Annotated in this window: 19 protein-coding genes; 5 read left to right on the top strand and 14 right to left on the bottom strand. The window is 64.3% G+C overall.

Annotated features, from left to right (window positions below):
* Positions 1–358: 358 nt before the first annotated feature.
* The 7 genes from EOA13_RS24970 to EOA13_RS24940 form a co-directional block, all read right to left on the bottom strand.
* On the bottom strand, positions 359–1087 hold the full coding sequence (locus EOA13_RS24970) for an amino acid ABC transporter ATP-binding protein (RefSeq protein WP_164780315.1): 729 nt from the start codon (positions 1085–1087) through the stop codon (positions 359–361).
* Positions 1088–1143: 56 nt separating this feature from the next.
* Positions 1144–1818 carry an amino acid ABC transporter permease gene (locus EOA13_RS24965; RefSeq protein ID WP_023813259.1) on the bottom strand — a complete coding sequence of 225 codons (675 nt, stop codon included), beginning with the start codon at positions 1816–1818 and terminating at the stop codon, positions 1144–1146.
* Positions 1815–2486: an amino acid ABC transporter permease gene (locus tag EOA13_RS24960; protein WP_127296309.1), complete on the bottom strand. Its 672-nt coding sequence runs from the start codon at positions 2484–2486 to the stop codon at positions 1815–1817. The genes EOA13_RS24965 and EOA13_RS24960 overlap by 4 nt, the downstream gene beginning before the upstream one ends.
* A 104-nt stretch (positions 2487–2590) precedes the next feature.
* Positions 2591–3379 carry an ABC transporter substrate-binding protein gene (locus tag EOA13_RS24955; RefSeq protein WP_023813261.1) on the bottom strand — a complete coding sequence of 263 codons (789 nt, stop codon included), beginning with the start codon at positions 3377–3379 and terminating at the stop codon, positions 2591–2593.
* A 109-nt stretch (positions 3380–3488) separates the two neighbouring features.
* Entirely contained in the window at positions 3489–4652 is a 1164-nt protein-coding gene (locus tag EOA13_RS24950) for a saccharopine dehydrogenase family protein (RefSeq protein ID WP_127296308.1), read from the bottom strand.
* Positions 4649–5149, bottom strand: a complete 501-nt coding sequence (locus EOA13_RS24945) for an Lrp/AsnC family transcriptional regulator (protein ID WP_023813263.1) — start codon at positions 5147–5149, stop codon at positions 4649–4651. The genes EOA13_RS24950 and EOA13_RS24945 overlap by 4 nt, the downstream gene beginning before the upstream one ends.
* A gap of 133 nt (positions 5150–5282) precedes the next feature.
* Positions 5283–6146 (bottom strand): LysR substrate-binding domain-containing protein, encoded by an 864-nt coding sequence (locus tag EOA13_RS24940; protein ID WP_127296307.1) that lies wholly within the window; start codon positions 6144–6146, stop codon positions 5283–5285.
* A gap of 138 nt (positions 6147–6284) precedes the next feature.
* On the opposite strand from EOA13_RS24940, the gene EOA13_RS24935 reads away from it, so the two are divergent.
* Together EOA13_RS24935 and EOA13_RS24930 are read left to right on the top strand one after the other, a co-directional pair.
* Positions 6285–6491, top strand: coding sequence for a hypothetical protein (locus EOA13_RS24935; RefSeq protein WP_127296306.1), 207 nt, complete (start codon positions 6285–6287; stop codon positions 6489–6491).
* 21 nt (positions 6492–6512) lie between these two features.
* Positions 6513–7262 (top strand): sulfite exporter TauE/SafE family protein, encoded by a 750-nt coding sequence (locus tag EOA13_RS24930; RefSeq protein ID WP_127296305.1) that lies wholly within the window; start codon positions 6513–6515, stop codon positions 7260–7262.
* A gap of 42 nt (positions 7263–7304) precedes the next feature.
* Here the strand turns inward: EOA13_RS24930 and EOA13_RS24925 are convergent, their stop codons facing one another.
* The 3 genes from EOA13_RS24925 to EOA13_RS24915 form a co-directional block, all read right to left on the bottom strand.
* Positions 7305–7799, bottom strand: coding sequence for a GNAT family N-acetyltransferase (locus tag EOA13_RS24925; RefSeq protein WP_127296304.1), 495 nt, complete (start codon positions 7797–7799; stop codon positions 7305–7307).
* Entirely contained in the window at positions 7796–8086 is a 291-nt protein-coding gene (locus tag EOA13_RS24920; protein ID WP_127296303.1) for a DUF1778 domain-containing protein, read from the bottom strand. Before EOA13_RS24920 ends, EOA13_RS24925 begins: the two co-directional genes overlap by 4 nt.
* Positions 8087–8178: 92 nt before the next feature.
* Positions 8179–8628 (bottom strand): universal stress protein, encoded by a 450-nt coding sequence (locus EOA13_RS24915; RefSeq protein ID WP_127296302.1) that lies wholly within the window; start codon positions 8626–8628, stop codon positions 8179–8181.
* Between the two features lie 206 nt (positions 8629–8834).
* Here EOA13_RS24915 and EOA13_RS24910 point away from each other — a divergent pair, with 206 nt between their 5' ends.
* Positions 8835–9416: a histidine phosphatase family protein gene (locus tag EOA13_RS24910; protein ID WP_127296301.1), complete on the top strand. Its 582-nt coding sequence runs from the start codon at positions 8835–8837 to the stop codon at positions 9414–9416.
* A gap of 30 nt (positions 9417–9446) precedes the next feature.
* Here the strand turns inward: EOA13_RS24910 and EOA13_RS24905 are convergent, their stop codons facing one another.
* A complete protein-coding gene (locus tag EOA13_RS24905; RefSeq protein ID WP_127296300.1) occupies positions 9447–9848 on the bottom strand; it encodes a VOC family protein in 402 nt (133 codons plus the stop codon).
* A gap of 127 nt (positions 9849–9975) precedes the next feature.
* The gene (locus tag EOA13_RS24900; RefSeq protein WP_127296299.1) at positions 9976–10728 is read right to left on the bottom strand and encodes a pseudouridine synthase; all 753 of its coding nucleotides are present in this window, start codon (positions 10726–10728) and stop codon (positions 9976–9978) included.
* A 161-nt stretch (positions 10729–10889) separates the two neighbouring features.
* Here EOA13_RS24900 and EOA13_RS24895 point away from each other — a divergent pair, with 161 nt between their 5' ends.
* Complete coding sequence (locus tag EOA13_RS24895; protein ID WP_127296298.1) at positions 10890–11342, top strand: SRPBCC domain-containing protein; 453 nt, start codon at positions 10890–10892, stop codon at positions 11340–11342.
* 37 nt (positions 11343–11379) lie between these two features.
* On the opposite strand, the gene EOA13_RS24890 is transcribed toward EOA13_RS24895, so the two are convergent.
* Complete coding sequence (locus EOA13_RS24890; RefSeq protein WP_164780310.1) at positions 11380–12213, bottom strand: helix-turn-helix transcriptional regulator; 834 nt, start codon at positions 12211–12213, stop codon at positions 11380–11382.
* Between the two features lie 92 nt (positions 12214–12305).
* Here EOA13_RS24890 and EOA13_RS24885 point away from each other — a divergent pair, with 92 nt between their 5' ends.
* Positions 12306–13196, top strand: a complete 891-nt coding sequence (locus tag EOA13_RS24885) for an SDR family oxidoreductase (protein WP_127296296.1) — start codon at positions 12306–12308, stop codon at positions 13194–13196.
* 82 nt (positions 13197–13278) lie between these two features.
* On the opposite strand, the gene EOA13_RS24880 is transcribed toward EOA13_RS24885, so the two are convergent.
* Positions 13279–13983, bottom strand: a complete 705-nt coding sequence (locus EOA13_RS24880) for a RibD family protein (protein ID WP_127296295.1) — start codon at positions 13981–13983, stop codon at positions 13279–13281.
* Between the last annotated feature and the right edge of the window lie 168 nt (positions 13984–14151).

The following is a 14151-nucleotide window of genomic DNA, read 5'->3' as shown; positions in this document are numbered from 1 at the left end:
CCGCCTTGGAGGCTGGACCGGCTACTACGGCAAGCCCGGTCCCAAGGTCATGCGCATCGGCCTCACCGAATTCTGGGCCATAAAGTACGGCGCCAACCTCGGACTACGAAATGTGTGAATCCGATAGGTATAGGGACGGGGAGAGGGGCGCTCTCATCGCCGCTTTCGCCATCATCAGGGCTGCAAGAAGAGCGCCAGGGTTGCGGCCAGCTTCCTTCTCCCCGTCACTATACGGGGAGAAGTGCCCGGCAGGGCGATGAGGGGCGGCGCTGACTTCGACGATTGGTCGTCTTCAGACGAGTTGTGTCCCTTCATTTGTCTCAAGCAATTGCCCCGCTGACGGCTTCTATACCACGCGTCAATGCCTGAGAATCTTGCTCAGGAAAGCGCGGCTGCGGTCGGTCTTGGGGTGTGAGAAGAACTCGTCCGGCGTGCCGCTTTCGACGATGGCGCCGGCGTCCATGAACACCACGCGCTGGGCGACCTTGCGGGCGAAGCCCATCTCGTGCGTCACCACCATCATGGTCATGCCTTCCTCGGCGACCGCCACCATGACGTCGAGCACTTCGGAAATCATCTCGGGGTCGAGCGCCGAGGTCGGCTCGTCGAACAGCATGATCTTGGGCCGCATGCCGAGGCAACGCGCGATCGCCACGCGCTGCTGCTGGCCGCCGGAGAGCTGTGCGGGATAGGCATTGACCTTGTCGGCGAGGCCAACCTTGGCCAACAATTCACGGCCTGCTTTTTCAGCCTCGGCGCGCGGGATCTTGCGGACATGGATGGGGGCTAGCGTGACGTTCTCGAGTGCCGTCTTATGCGGGTAGAGGTTGAACGACTGGAAGACGAAGCCGATCTCGGTGCGCAGCTGCGTCATGTTGGTGGCGGGGTCGCCCAGGCGTTGGCCGTCGACGACGAGGTCGCCGTTCTTGATCGCCTCCAGGCCGTTGACGCAGCGGATCAGAGTGCTTTTGCCCGAGCCGCTCGGGCCGCAGACGACGACCACTTCGCGCGGCTCGACGCTGAGCGTGATGTCCTTGAGCACGTTGAGCGGGCCGAACCATTTGTTGACGCCGCGAAAGTCGATCATACCGGTCTTGGCAAGGCCCGTTGTGGTCATGTTTTCTGGACCTTTGGGGTTGGAAGTCACAACTGCACCTCGCCATGTGCCGCGCCCATGCGCTGCTCCAGCCGACGGGCCAGCATGATCAGGGGATAGCATACGATGAAATAGCCGACGCCGACGAGGAAGAAGACCAAGAGGCCGTTGGGCACACGCTGCACCACCAGCCAGCCGACGCGAGTGAGGTCGGTGAGACCGATGGCCGACACGACGGAAGAATCCTTGATCAGCAGCACATACTGCCCGACCAGCGGCGGCAGCACGATGCGCATGGCCTGCGGCAGCACCACCTGGCGCATGCGCTGCCAGCGCGACAGGCCGGACGCCAGCGCCGCCTCGACCTGGCCGGTCGGCACCGAGCGGATGCCGGCGACGACGATCTCGCAGATGAAGCAGGCGGCCAGATTGGTCAGCGCGATGATGCCGGCGGTGAAGGCGTCAAGCTCGATGCCGAACTCCGGCAGGATGAAGAAGATCAGGAAGATCTGCACGAGGAACGGCGTGCCGCGGATCAGGTCGACCCAGGCCCCGATCAAGCCCGAGATCAGCTGGTTGCCGCCGGTGCGCAGGATGCCGAGGCCGAAGCCGAGCAAGGTGCCGAGCACAAGGCTGATCAGCGACAGCATCACGGTCATGCCGAGGCCGCGCAGGGCCAGCGGATAGGAGCCGGCGAGGCTTTGCAGTTGTTGCCAGATCATGTCCGCGCCCCCGCCGTGCCGAGCCAGCGGCTGGAGACGCCAGCCAGTCCCTTCAGTCCGTAATAGAGCAGCAGATAGAAGGCGGCGATGGTGAGGAAACCTTCGGCCGGCATGAAGCGGTCGGAGGCGAGCAACTGGCCGGCGCGCGTCAGTTCGGCAACCGAGATCAGCGACAGAAGGGCGGAATCCTTGACCAGCACGATGGCTTGGCCAAGCAGCGGCGGGATCGTCACCTTGAGGGCTTGCGGCAGCACGACCAGGCGCATCCGTTGGACATAGGTCATGCCCGAGGCGACGCTGGCTTCGACCTGACCGCGCGGGATCGACAGGATGCCGGCACGAATAATTTCAGCGATATAGGCGCCGCTGTTCAACGACAGCGCGAGGATGCCGACGACGAGTTCCGGCAGGACGAAGCCGAGCCGGGGCAGGCCGAAATAGAGAAAATAGAGCTGCGCCAGCAAGGGCGTGGCACGCACCGCATCGATATAGGCCTTGGCCGGCACACGAAACAGCCAGCCGCGCTGCAGATTCATGGCGCACAGCACGATGCCGACGATGAGCGCCCCTACAAAGGACAGCGCCGACAGCCAGACGGTCGTGATCAGGCCCTGTCCGAACAGCGGCAGGTATTCGACGATGGTGCGGAAACTGAAATTTTCGAGCATCGTTGGGTGCAATCCCCAGAGTGCAGGAAACGACGGATGAAGCGAAATTCCAGGCGGTTTCGCGGCGCTTGAGACGCGCGCGAACCGCCTGGGTTTATCGCTGCTTAGTGGTCTTTCTTCCAGGCGTCGGAATTGACCCAGTAGTCGAGGTTCTTCTGCAGGCGACCATCGATGGTGACCTGATTGAGGAACAGGTTCATCCAGACCAGCAGGTCCGGCTCGTCATAGCGGGTGGCGAAGGCAAGCGGCTCCTTCGACAGAAGGTCCGGCATGATGGTGAAGCTGCCGGCCGGATAGGCGGTCGACTGGCCCTTGACCGCCGAGACGTCGTTGACGCCGCAATCGGCCTGGCCGTTGTTGACGGCGTCGAGCAGCAGCGGACCGCCGCCCTTGTAGCTCTTGATGTCGGCATCGGGGAAGGCTTTCTTGGCTTCCTTCTCGCCGGTGGCGCCGAGCAGCACGGCGATCTTGGTGCCCTTGGCCTTGCAATCTTCGGTGGTCTTGAACTTGCTGTCGGCCTTGGTGAAGACGGTGCTGCCGGTGTACATGTAAGGCGTGGTGAAGGCGACCTTCATGCCGCGCGCCAGCGTCGGCGTCATGTCGGCGACCAGAAGGTCGGCCTTGCCTGACAGCAGCGCCGGGATCAGACCATCCCAGTCGAAATCGAGGAAGGTGATTTTCACACCCATTTCCTTGGCCATCAGTTCGGCCAGTTCAACCGAACTGCCGGTGCGTTCGCCATTGGCGCCAACCAGCGAGAAAGGGGGTCCCTGGGTCTGCACGGCGACACGCAGTTCGCCGCGCTTGGTGATGTCGTCCAGTGTTCCGGCTGAGGCAGCAGTGGTAAGGCCGGCGAGCGCAAGTCCGGCGATGAAAAGCTTGGCAATCTTCATTTGGTAGTCCTCCTTGTTTTATTGTTCCATGTCTTCGTTGTTTTTCACCCTTTGGGGTGCTTTTTGAGCGGCAGCGCCGTTGCCGGCGGCAGCCACCGTTCGAAAATCCTCAGTCCCAGGCCACCGTCTCGGTGACCTTGATGCCGCGTCTGGCAAGCTCGTCGAAGAAGGGTTCGTCAGGCACGTCCAGCAGCGGGTTGAGCAGGCCGGGTTTGGTGATCTCGCGCCGCGCGAGCATCTGCGCCACGATGCTGGCGGGATAGCCGACGCCGAGGCTCATGCCGAACAGTCCCGAAGCGAGATCGCGCTCGATGATCAGGTCCGACGTCACTGTCTTGGCGCGGCCGCCTTCCAGGCCGGAAAAGACATTGCGCATCACGCAAAGATCCTTTTCGCCCAGGCCATATTGCAGTTGCGGGCCGAGCAGCCGGCCGAGGAATTCGCGCGGGCTGTTGGAGGTGCCGGGCACCTTGTCCTCAGAGAGGAAACCAAGCTCCTTCAACGGCCCCCAGAAGGCCGACCATCCCGGCCAGCGCAGCGTGTAGCGGCCGGAGCGGCGCAGCCCCTTGGCTGCCTCCAGCATCTCGACATAGTGCAGCGCGTCGCCATTGGGGAAGGCTTCGAGCTTGCCCAGACCCGCAACCTCGATCTCATGGATGAACGGATTGTCGTGTTGCTGGCCGGCCGGCACCGCGACGCGTTTTCCGTCCTCGATCATAACGCTGTCGCGGTTCTGGCTGACCAGGACCATGTCGAAATTCCAGCTCACCTTGTAGCAAAGCGGCTTGGCCATCGCCTTCGGCTCGGGGATGCCGCCGCAGTAGGAATCGATCGCGGTGATCGAAGAGAACTGCTTGGCGGCGCGCGCGTAGAGCACGAGGTCGATGCCGGGGTCTAGCCCGCATTCGGTCATGATCGAGACGCCGGCCTGTTCGGCGGCCGGCGCCAGATCGGCGATCGACTTGGCGTAGTTGGTGGTGACCAGCGGCGTGCGCGTGGCGATCGCGGCCTGCACCGCCTCGCGCATCAGCGGCTGCGGCAACAGGTCGATGACGGCGTCGACATCACCAAGCACAGCGGCCAGAGCCGGGCCGATCGCGCCCTCTGGTACGACGAAGCGCACGCGGGCAAGATCGGTCAGGCCGGCAAGCCGGGCAGGGCCATCCGCTGCGGTGTCGACGCAGACGATTTCCTCGACGCCGTCGCTGGCGACTAGATCGGCGATTGCCGCCCGGCCTTGCAGGCCGAGGCCGCCGAGTACCGCGATCTTCATGCCGGCTCCTTGCGGTCGTCCGACCAGCAGCCTTCCGGCAGGCTGACCCATTTGTTGCAGGACGCCATGACGACGAAGGTCTCGCTGCGCACGACTTCGCCGGGCTCGCCGGCGCCGGGGATCAGCTCGCTGGTGACGCGGTAGAGATCGGCGACGTCGCCGGCCACCGTCACGTCGACGATGATGTCGAAGCGCCCGGTGACCACCGAAGCCGAGTTGACGAAGGGCAGTTCGGCAATGCGCTGCGCCAGTTCGCGGGCCCGGCCGCGCCCTTGGGCATTGATGCCGACAATGGCCGAGATCAGCTCGGGGCGCTCGGTCAGATTCAGCAGGCCGACGATCTTGAGCAGGTTGCGGTCGAGCAGGTTGCGCAACCGCGTGCGCACCGTCGGCACCGAAATCGCCAATATCTCGGCGATGCGGTTGATGCCCGGCTGTGCATCCTGCGACAGCTGTTTGACCAGCCGCCGATCGGTCAGATCGAGATGTTCCCGCAAAGCCCCCGTCTTTCACAAAAGGAAAAAACTTTGGCGATTTTTTTGCCAATGTGCAAACAAGCTACGTCACGGATATTTGAAAAGCAAGGCAATGATTCAGCGCTGCTGGGGATAGTGTGGTCGCTGTCAGGGCTCAGACCAGCGCTGCCGCCAGCAGTTTTGCCTGTGGCGTCAAATCGTCGAAGCGGCGGGCACAGAGGTTGAGCTGGCGCGTCGCCCAGTCGTCGGTCAGCCGCAGTGTGCGCACGGAACGACCCGCCGCACTTTCCGGAACGATGGCGATGCCGGCGCCTTGCGCGACTAGCCGGCAGACATTGTCGAGGCCAGGCACGCGGATGCGGACATGCAGATGCCCGCCAAGGCGGGCCGCCTGGCGCGTGATGTGCTCCTGCAGCGCATGGCCGGTGCTGAGGCCGACGAAAGATTCGCCGAGAACCTCAGTGAGGTTGACGGTGCGGCCTTCAAAGCCGGGCCGGTTCCGCGCGGCGATCACCACCAGCCGGTCGGTGAAGAACGGTTTCTGTTCGAGATGCGACAGGCCGGCCCAGGTTGCGGCGATGCCGAGATCGGCCGCACCATTGGCCACGGCTTGCGCGATCTCATGGCTGGGGCGCTCGTCGAGATCGATGTCGATCTGGGGATGTGCGACAAGGAAGGCGGGCAGGATGTCGCGCAGCAACTCGGCTGTAGCGGCGGTGTTGGCCAGCAGCCGGACGCGGGCGCGCAGGCCCGTGGCATAGGCGGCCAGATCGCCGGTCATGGCCTCGATCTGGTTCTGCACGGCGCGCGCATGATGCAGCAGCGCCTGTCCCGCCGGCGTTGGCACCACACCACGGCGGCGGCGCTCCAGGAGCGGCGCGCCGAGCCGCTCCTCCATGCCCTTGATGCGGGCGCTGGCCGACGCCAGGGCCAGTCCGGCAAGCTCGGCGCCATGGGTGATGCTGCCGCGTTCGGCCACCAGCAGGAACAGGCGGAGATCGACCAGATCGAAGCGCATTCTTTTGCTCCTGCGAATATTCAGCGCCCGGGAAGGCGATCGGCCCTCCAGCCTTCGTCCTGGCCGAAGGCTGGCAGCACAACTTCCACATTGTGATCGGCCGGGATCTTCGTCAAACAGTTTCGAAGGAGAATTGTGATGAACGAACGAACATCAGGCCGGCTCGGCATTCTTGAAAGCACGGCGATCGTGCTGGCCATTGCCGTGGCTGGCCTTGCTATGGCGCCAGCGGGATCAGGCCTGCGGGGATGCGCTGCGACGATCGTATCCACCAGCCGCGAGGCGGCGCCGGCAAAGGCCGCCAGCCCGGATGCCGACGCAACCGATATGCTGCTGCATGACTGATCCAGCCCTGAAGATACGATCATGCTGAGCGCCGGCGTCCTCGCCTGGATCGGCGCCGTCTTCCTCGCCGCCGGCTTCGTCAAGGGCGTCGTCGGCATGGGGCTGCCTACCGTTGCGATGGGCCTGCTGGCGGTGACGATGCCACCAGCGCAGGCCGCGGCACTGCTGCTGATTCCGTCGCTGGTCACCAATCTCTGGCAATTGCTGACCGGCCCGTCCTTCGGCCGCCTGTGTAAGCGGCTGTGGACGATGATGGCCGGCGTGATGCTCGGCACCGTTGCCGGTGCCGGCCTGCTGACCGGCACGCATACGGGCGCGGCTTCTGCCGGGCTGGGCGCGGCACTGGTGCTTTATGCGATCCTCGGCCTCGCCAAGGCCGGCTTCACCACGCCGGTGCGCCATGAGGCCTTGATGTCACCGCTGGTCGGGGTGGCGACCGGACTGGTCACCGGCGCCACCGGCGTCTTCGTCATCCCGGCAGTGCCCTATCTGCAATCGCTGCGGCTGGAGAAAGAAGACCTGATCCAGGCGCTCGGCCTGTCCTTTACCGTGTCGACGGCAGCGCTCGCCATCGGCCTGTTCAGGACCGGCGGCCTGACGTCGCCGAGCGCGCAACTGGTGGGGTCGATCGCAGCCCTTGCGCCGGCGCTGGCCGGCATGTTCGCCGGCCAGGCATTGCGCCGGAGGATGAGCATCGAGACCTTCCGGAAAGTGTTCTTCGTCGGATTGCTGGCGCTGGGGGTATATCTCGTGCTGGAGGCGCTACACTAGGAGCATGCACGGTCGCCGACGAGTTTTGTCGCGTGGCAATCGTCAGCCGAGACTGGCGCGGAGATCGGCGAGCGTGACCATGAGCGTCAACGGCTCGATCGGCGAAGGCTCAAATCCGACGGCCATATAAAAGGCCAACGCGTCCTCGGATATCGCATGGACCAGCATGCCTCGGATCCCCAGGATTTCAGAGGCCTGGAGAATTCGTAGACCGGCATCCCTTACCAGCGCACGACCGATGCCTCGACCGTGATAGGCTTGGTCTACGGCCAACCTGCCTAGCACTGCCACGGGGATCGGATCGGGCATGTTGCGCCGGAAGCGACCAGGAGCTTCGACCACCTTCACGCCGCCGCTGGCAATGGCGTAGTACCCAATCGCACGGTTGCCGTCGCAGGTCACATAGGTACGCGACGCACCGCCCGCCTGGTTGGTGCGGGCACGTTTCTTCAGCCAACCGTCGAGCGAGGACATGCCCGATGAGAATTCGCCGAGTTCGTGATGATCGGCGAGCGGTACCGGAGCCGACAGGCTCACGCGGCGTCCCAGGGTGCCTTCGTTGTTATGGTGCGGCGCAATCGATCGTTTGGTTGCGGCGTCGCGTCGAGGCGTGCCAGAAACGCGGCGTAGACGTCCGGGTCTACGGTGAACACCAGGCGGTTGAGCAATGCTTCCTCGGCGGCGCGTTGCGACGCTTCGAGCATGAAGTCGGTGCGATTCTTGCCGAGCAATTCGGCTGCGCGGTCGATCAGATTGCGAACTTCCGGCTTGACGCGGATGTTAAGCGGGACACTCTTCGGCAACGGATGATGTGACGTTGGCATGGATAGCTCCTTCTCTGTGCATATTTAGCACACCGTAACGACATTGTCATTACGGTGTGCGGCTCGAAGGAGCATGCGATCCGCAGCAGACGCTACCGCACCACCAGCACCGCAATCTCCGTGTAGGACAGCACTTCCGCCGTCTGGCTGCCGAGAAGCAGCTTGCCCAGTCCGCGACGGCCGTGCGAGGCCATGACGATCAGGTCGCAGCCCAGGGCCTGCGACAGTTCCAGGATGGCTTCGGCGGGCCGCTTGTCCTCGACATGCACGACCTCCGCGGAGACGCCGGCGGCGTCCGCCGACGCCTTGCATTTGGCGAGCACTTCCTTGGCATAGCGGCCTGCCTCTTCCTTGTAGGCGACGAGCTCATCGCCGGCGGCATAGCCGGCCATGGCGCCGCCCCAAGCGAAGATCGGGAATGGTTCCGAGACGGTAACGAAGGTGACGGACGCGCCGAGGCCCTTGGCCAATGTCAGGCCGTGGGCGACGCCCTTGTCGGCCAGTTCCGATCCGTCTGTGGCGATGAACAAATGTTTGTACATGATGATCTCGACTTGTTGTGCAAGGGTCCATGCCCTTGTGGTGGCGGGAGCCTTGTGGAGGCTGGCCTTGATATAGTTGCGGCATCAGGATGATCACAGGGCCGGCCCGCCACGGATCAAGGCCAGGCTACCACGCAGTTTGTACCAAGCGGATTCCCCTTTGCCGTATCGTCGCTTAAGGTGCCGGCGACACTGAGAGGCATTCCATGAGCAACGCGTATCCCCAAATCCACCTGGTCCGGCATGGTGAGACGGCATGGAGCCTTTCGGGGCAGCATACCGGCCGCACCGACATGCCGTTGACCACGGTTGGCGAGGCCGCCGCGCGGGGGGTCGCGGATAGGCTCAAGGGCCTGTCTTTTTCGGCCGTATGGTCGAGCCCGTCGCAGCGCGCCTACAACACCAGCGTACTGGCCGGCTTCGGCGCGCAGAGCGTCAAGAAGGACGATCTGCAGGAGTGGGACTATGGCGCCTATGAGGGGCTGACGACAAAACAGATCCTGGCCGAGCGCCCCGGCTGGAATGTGTTTCGCGATGGTTGTCCAAAGGGCGAGATGGCGGCCGATGTGGGCGCGCGGGCCGACAGGATTATCGCCGGGCTGCGCGAGGCCAATGCCGGCATATTGGTGTTTTCCAGCGCGCATTTCTTGCGCGTGCTGGCGGCGCGCTGGATCGGCCTGCCGCCCGAAGGCGGCGCGCTGCTCGTGCTCGATACTGCCAGCATCAGCGTGCTCGGCTACGAGCATGATCTGACCGAGCCGGTCATCCGGAAATGGAACCAGAAGTAGAGCGGCTTCGGCCGGCGGTACCGCTCCGCCCTACCTGTCGAATTTCCTGATCGCCTCGGCGGTTACCGGCGTGAAGAAATTCACCAGATTGCCATCGGGGTCGCGAAACAGCAGCGAGCGATTACCCCAGGGCATTGTGGTCGGCTTTTGCACCGTTACATCCCTGAGGAGGTCCGAGAGCCTGGCGAATTCCGCATCGACGTCGCCGACGCGGAATTCGAGGATGGCCGTGTGGTTGTCGGCGGGGCGGGCGATGTCGCCGCCGAACAGCATCAAGGTGCGCGTGCTGCCGATTGCCAACGTGCAGGCAGGTGTCGCGAGTTCGGCGAAGTCTTCTGTGTACATAGTCACGGGCATGCCGGTGATCTCGCCATAGAAGCGCACGAGACGCTGGACGTCCGACGTGATGATGCGGACAGAGACGAAATTCATTGTTTTGCTCCTGGATTGCTCGAGCCGCGGCCCGGCCCATGAGTCACCTATAGGCCAGGCCTCCTGACAGCTTCCTGTCAGGAGGTGGCGCGGATGCAAGGCCGCCGACATCGACGATACGCGGGGCTCACCCCGCCAGCAGCTCCAGTTCCTCCGGCGTCAAATGCCGTGCCGTACCCTTGGCGAGGTCGCCGAGCGGCAGGCGGCCGATAGCGATGCGGATGAGGCGCAGAACCTCGACGCCGTGCGCGGCGAGCAGGCGACGGATGTGGCGGTTACGGCCTTCGTCGAGTACGATCTCCAGCCAGGCGGTGCGGCCGCCGCTGCGCAAAAGTTCGATCGAACTGGCGCTCAGGGTCTCGCCATCGACGGTCACGCCGGCGCGGAATTTGTCCAGCATCGCTGCGTCCGGCACCATGCCGATCTGCACGTGATAGGTCTTGGGCAAATGCGAGGCCGGATCCATCAGCCGGTTGGCAAACCGGGTGTCGTTGGTCATCAACAGCAGGCCTTCGCTCGCCTTGTCGAGGCGACCGACCGGGGAGACGAAGGGCAGGTCGAGCCCTTCCAGGCAGGCATAGACGGTGTCGCGCTGTTGCGGGTCGTCGCGGGTGGTGACCAGCCCGCGCGGCTTGTTGAGGACGAGATAGACCTTGCGCTCGGCAACCACCGGCCTGTCGTCGACAACGATGCGGTCGCGGTCGAGGTCGACGCGCAGGGCTGCATCGCGCACGACCTTGCCGCGGACACGCACGCGGCCTTCGGCGATCAGCACCTCGGCCTGCGTGCGAGAGCACAGGCCGAGCTTCGACAGCGCCCGGTTCAGGCTGACGCCGGGCGCCGCCTGCCTGCCGCTTTGTCGTGTCTGCCGTGGTGTCATGCTGCCGTCTGTCCTGGTGGAGCCGACAAATGCCACGGGCTGCAATGGCTTCGCAAGACGCGCTGCTGCAATCGTGCGCAAAGCAAGGGGGCAGTGGCGGCATCCGCAGTTCTTGGACCGGCGATATTGTCGCCGCCGCATCCGCGATAAACTTGCTTCGCATGAGTGAGTCTCTCGACATCTCGCCGGTCACCAAGACCGTCGTCATCAGTGCCGAGCCGGCCAAGGTCTGGCGGATACTGACGATGCCAGAAATGATCCCGCAATGGATGTCCGACGAGGAGTTGACTGTCAGCCTGCAAGGGCATGCCGGCGGCGCGATCGTGATGCGCGGATTGCTGCACGGAATGCCGTTCGAGAACCATGGCACCATCCGCGCTTTTGAGCCGGCAAAGAGCTTCGCGTACGGCTACTGGAGCACGCTGTCGGCCTCGCGGCTGGCGGACGTGCCCGAAAACCACACCGTGGTCAGCTTCGATCTGACGCCGGTGGGTGGGGGAACGACGCTGACGCTGACGCTCAGCGACTTCGCCGAACCGGCGATCCGTCCGCATGCCAATCTCTACTGGGGGCCGACCTTGCAAATCCTGAAAGCGGTCTGCGAGCGCGCTTGAGGGCGGGCGTCATCCCCGCGGACGGGCCGTCCGGCCCTTACTCTTTGGGGTGTCGGGCGAGAGCCAGCGCGCGAATGCGGTCGGCGACGGCGCTGTCGACCGGGTTGTAGACGGTCAGGCTCAAATCCGGCCGGCCATCGACCGCGAACCCCGAATATTCCAGCTCGATATCACCGAGTTCGGGGTGCTTCAGGCGCTTTGTCCCGTCGCCGTGGCTGAGCACGTCGTTTTCGCGCCACAGCGCGTCGAATTCCGGGCTGGCGCTGCAGAGTTCGTCGACGAGCTCGCGCACCTCGGAGACAGCGCCGGCGCGTGCCGCATCGGCACGGAACGAAGCGACCACAAAACGGGCCAGGTTTTTCCAATCGTGCTGCTTGGCGCGGATGACGGGGCGCAGGAACATGAAACGCAGGATGTTGCGCTCGCCTTCGGGCAGGGCGCTGTAGTCGGTCAGCACGACCCGCGCGGCGCGGTTCCAGGCAACGACGTCCCAGGTGGCGGTCCTGACTATGGCGGGGCTGGCATCGAGCGTGTCGATGAGGCGCTGCAGCCGGGGGCTGACGCCCTCGGCACCGGTGTAGCGGACCTCGGGCGGGCGCCCCAGCCCGAGCATGAAAAGATGTTCGCGTTCCGCCTCGGTCAGCAGCAGCCCCTTGGCGATGCGATTGAGGACATCGGCCGAGGGTGCGCCGCCGCGGCCCTGCTCCAGCCATGTGTACCAGGTCGGGCTTATGTTGGCGCGCTGGGCGACCTCTTCCCGGCGCAGTCCCGGCGTGCGTCGGCGGCCCGAAAAGCCGAAGGAAGCCGGATCGAGCCGCGTGCGCCGGTCTTTGAGGAACGCTGCCAGCGAGCCGGCGGGATTGGAGGGCATCCTGTTAGTCATTATACCATGATAAGATCACTACTTTAGTAGGATATATAGACCAGCAATATTACGCAGGCAACTAGTGCAGGAGATTTTGCATGCGTATCTTTCTCACCGGCGCGACCGGTTTCATCGGTTCGGCGCTGGTTCCCGAACTCATCCAGGCGGGCCACCAGGTGGTCGGCGTGACCCGCTCCGACGCCGGCGCCGAGGCGCTGGCTGCCGCTGGTGCCGAGGTGCACCGGGGGACCCTCGAAGATCCCGGGGGGCTGCGCGACCGCGCGGCCAAGGCGGAGGCTGTGATCCACACGGCGTTCGACCACGATTTTTCGCGGTTTGCCGAAAATTGCGAAAAGGACAAGCGGGTCATCGCCGCACTCGGCGCCGCCCTGGCCAGCTCCGACCGGCCGCTGGTGATCACCTCCGGCGTCGGCATGGGCAGCCCTGGGCATGGCGAACTGGCAAGCGAGGACGTCTTCAATCCCGGCCATCCCAATCCGCGCATCGCCTCGGAGCTGGCCGGCAATGCCTTGCTGGACGCCGGCATCAATGTGTCGGTGGTGCGGCTGCCGCAGGTCCACAATCCGGTCAAGCAAGGGCTTATCTCGCCGCTCATCGAAATCGCGCGTGAAAGGGGCGTCTCGGCCTATGTCGGCGAAGGCCGCAACCGCTTCTCCGCGGGCCATCTCCTCGACGCCGCGCGGCTTTACCGGCTGGCCGTGGAAAAGCGGCAGCCGGGCGCGCGCTATCACGCGGTCGGCGAGGAAGGCGTCGAGGTGCGGGCCATCGCCGAGGCGCTTGGCCGGGGCCTGAAATTGCCGGTCGTTTCCATCGCGCCTGAAAGAGCGGCGGAGCATTTCGGCTGGATGGCGATGTTCGCGCCGATGGATCTGCCGGCCTCCAGCGCGCTGACACAGGCACGATTGGGCTGGCACCCGACCGGCCCGACGCTGATCGCCGATCTCGATGCCATGCAATACGCCGCTTAATTGACTGAAGCATCGGCGCTGAAGCTGACGATACAGGGGCCGGTAATCTCAGTCGGATTGCCGGCCCTTCTGTACGAGGCGGTCAGCCCTCATCAGGAGTAACTGCGTAACGCAGATGGACGAGCCCATGCGCCAGCGCTTCGCAGCTCTTCAGGGACAACTGCATCTTGCCCGGCAGCCCACTCTCACCGAACTCGACGAAGGCCTGGTTCGCGGCGCGTCCATCGATCGCGGGTGCGACGAGAAGGCTGAGTTCATCGACGAGCCCGGCCGCAAGGAACGAGCCGTTGATGCCGGCACCGCCCTCGAGCAGCAGCCGGCGGATGCCGAGTTCGCTGCCGAGCACCTCGAGCATCATCGCGAGATTGATGTCCGCCGTTTCCGCGACGATATAGGACACGCCGTCGGATGCGAGCTCGGCCAGGTGGCTGTCGGCGACATCATGCCCAAGCAGCACCACGACATGGTCGCCACCGATGTCGGGTTTGGAAAAATGAAGCTTGCCCGAGGCATCGAGCGCCACGGCATAACTGCCCGCATCCCTTTGCGCGAAATGATAGGGCCGGTCGACCTTGCCGGCATTGGCCGGCGGATGCGCGCCGGCCTTGCTCATCTCGGCCATGGTGACGCGGCCGACGATCCAGGCGTCAGCCGCGAGATCATTGTGGATATGCTCGTAGAGGCTCGACCACTCCGCCCGGGTCCCGTCCGGACTTGTCGTGTAGCGGCTTGGATGAAGGCTGCCGTCGAGTGATGCGAGCATATGGCAGATGATTTGCGGCTTCATACGGGTTCTCCAGATCACAAAAGCTTCGCGGGTCAATCCAAGGTAGTGCCGGGTCGAGGGAATGGAAGCCAGACGCCTCAGTGAGATGTCAGCCCGCAATCCAAAAATCCGACAATTCCGATAAATTGCCCGGCACCTCTGTTATATCGAGGTTGCACAAATGGTTGG

It is taken from the genome of Mesorhizobium sp. M7A.F.Ca.US.011.01.1.1 (genome assembly GCF_003998295.1).
GTDB lineage: Bacteria > Pseudomonadota > Alphaproteobacteria > Rhizobiales > Rhizobiaceae > Mesorhizobium.
The sequence above is the reverse complement of the archived record's forward strand: the minus strand, read 5'-3'. Positions and strand labels throughout refer to the sequence as shown.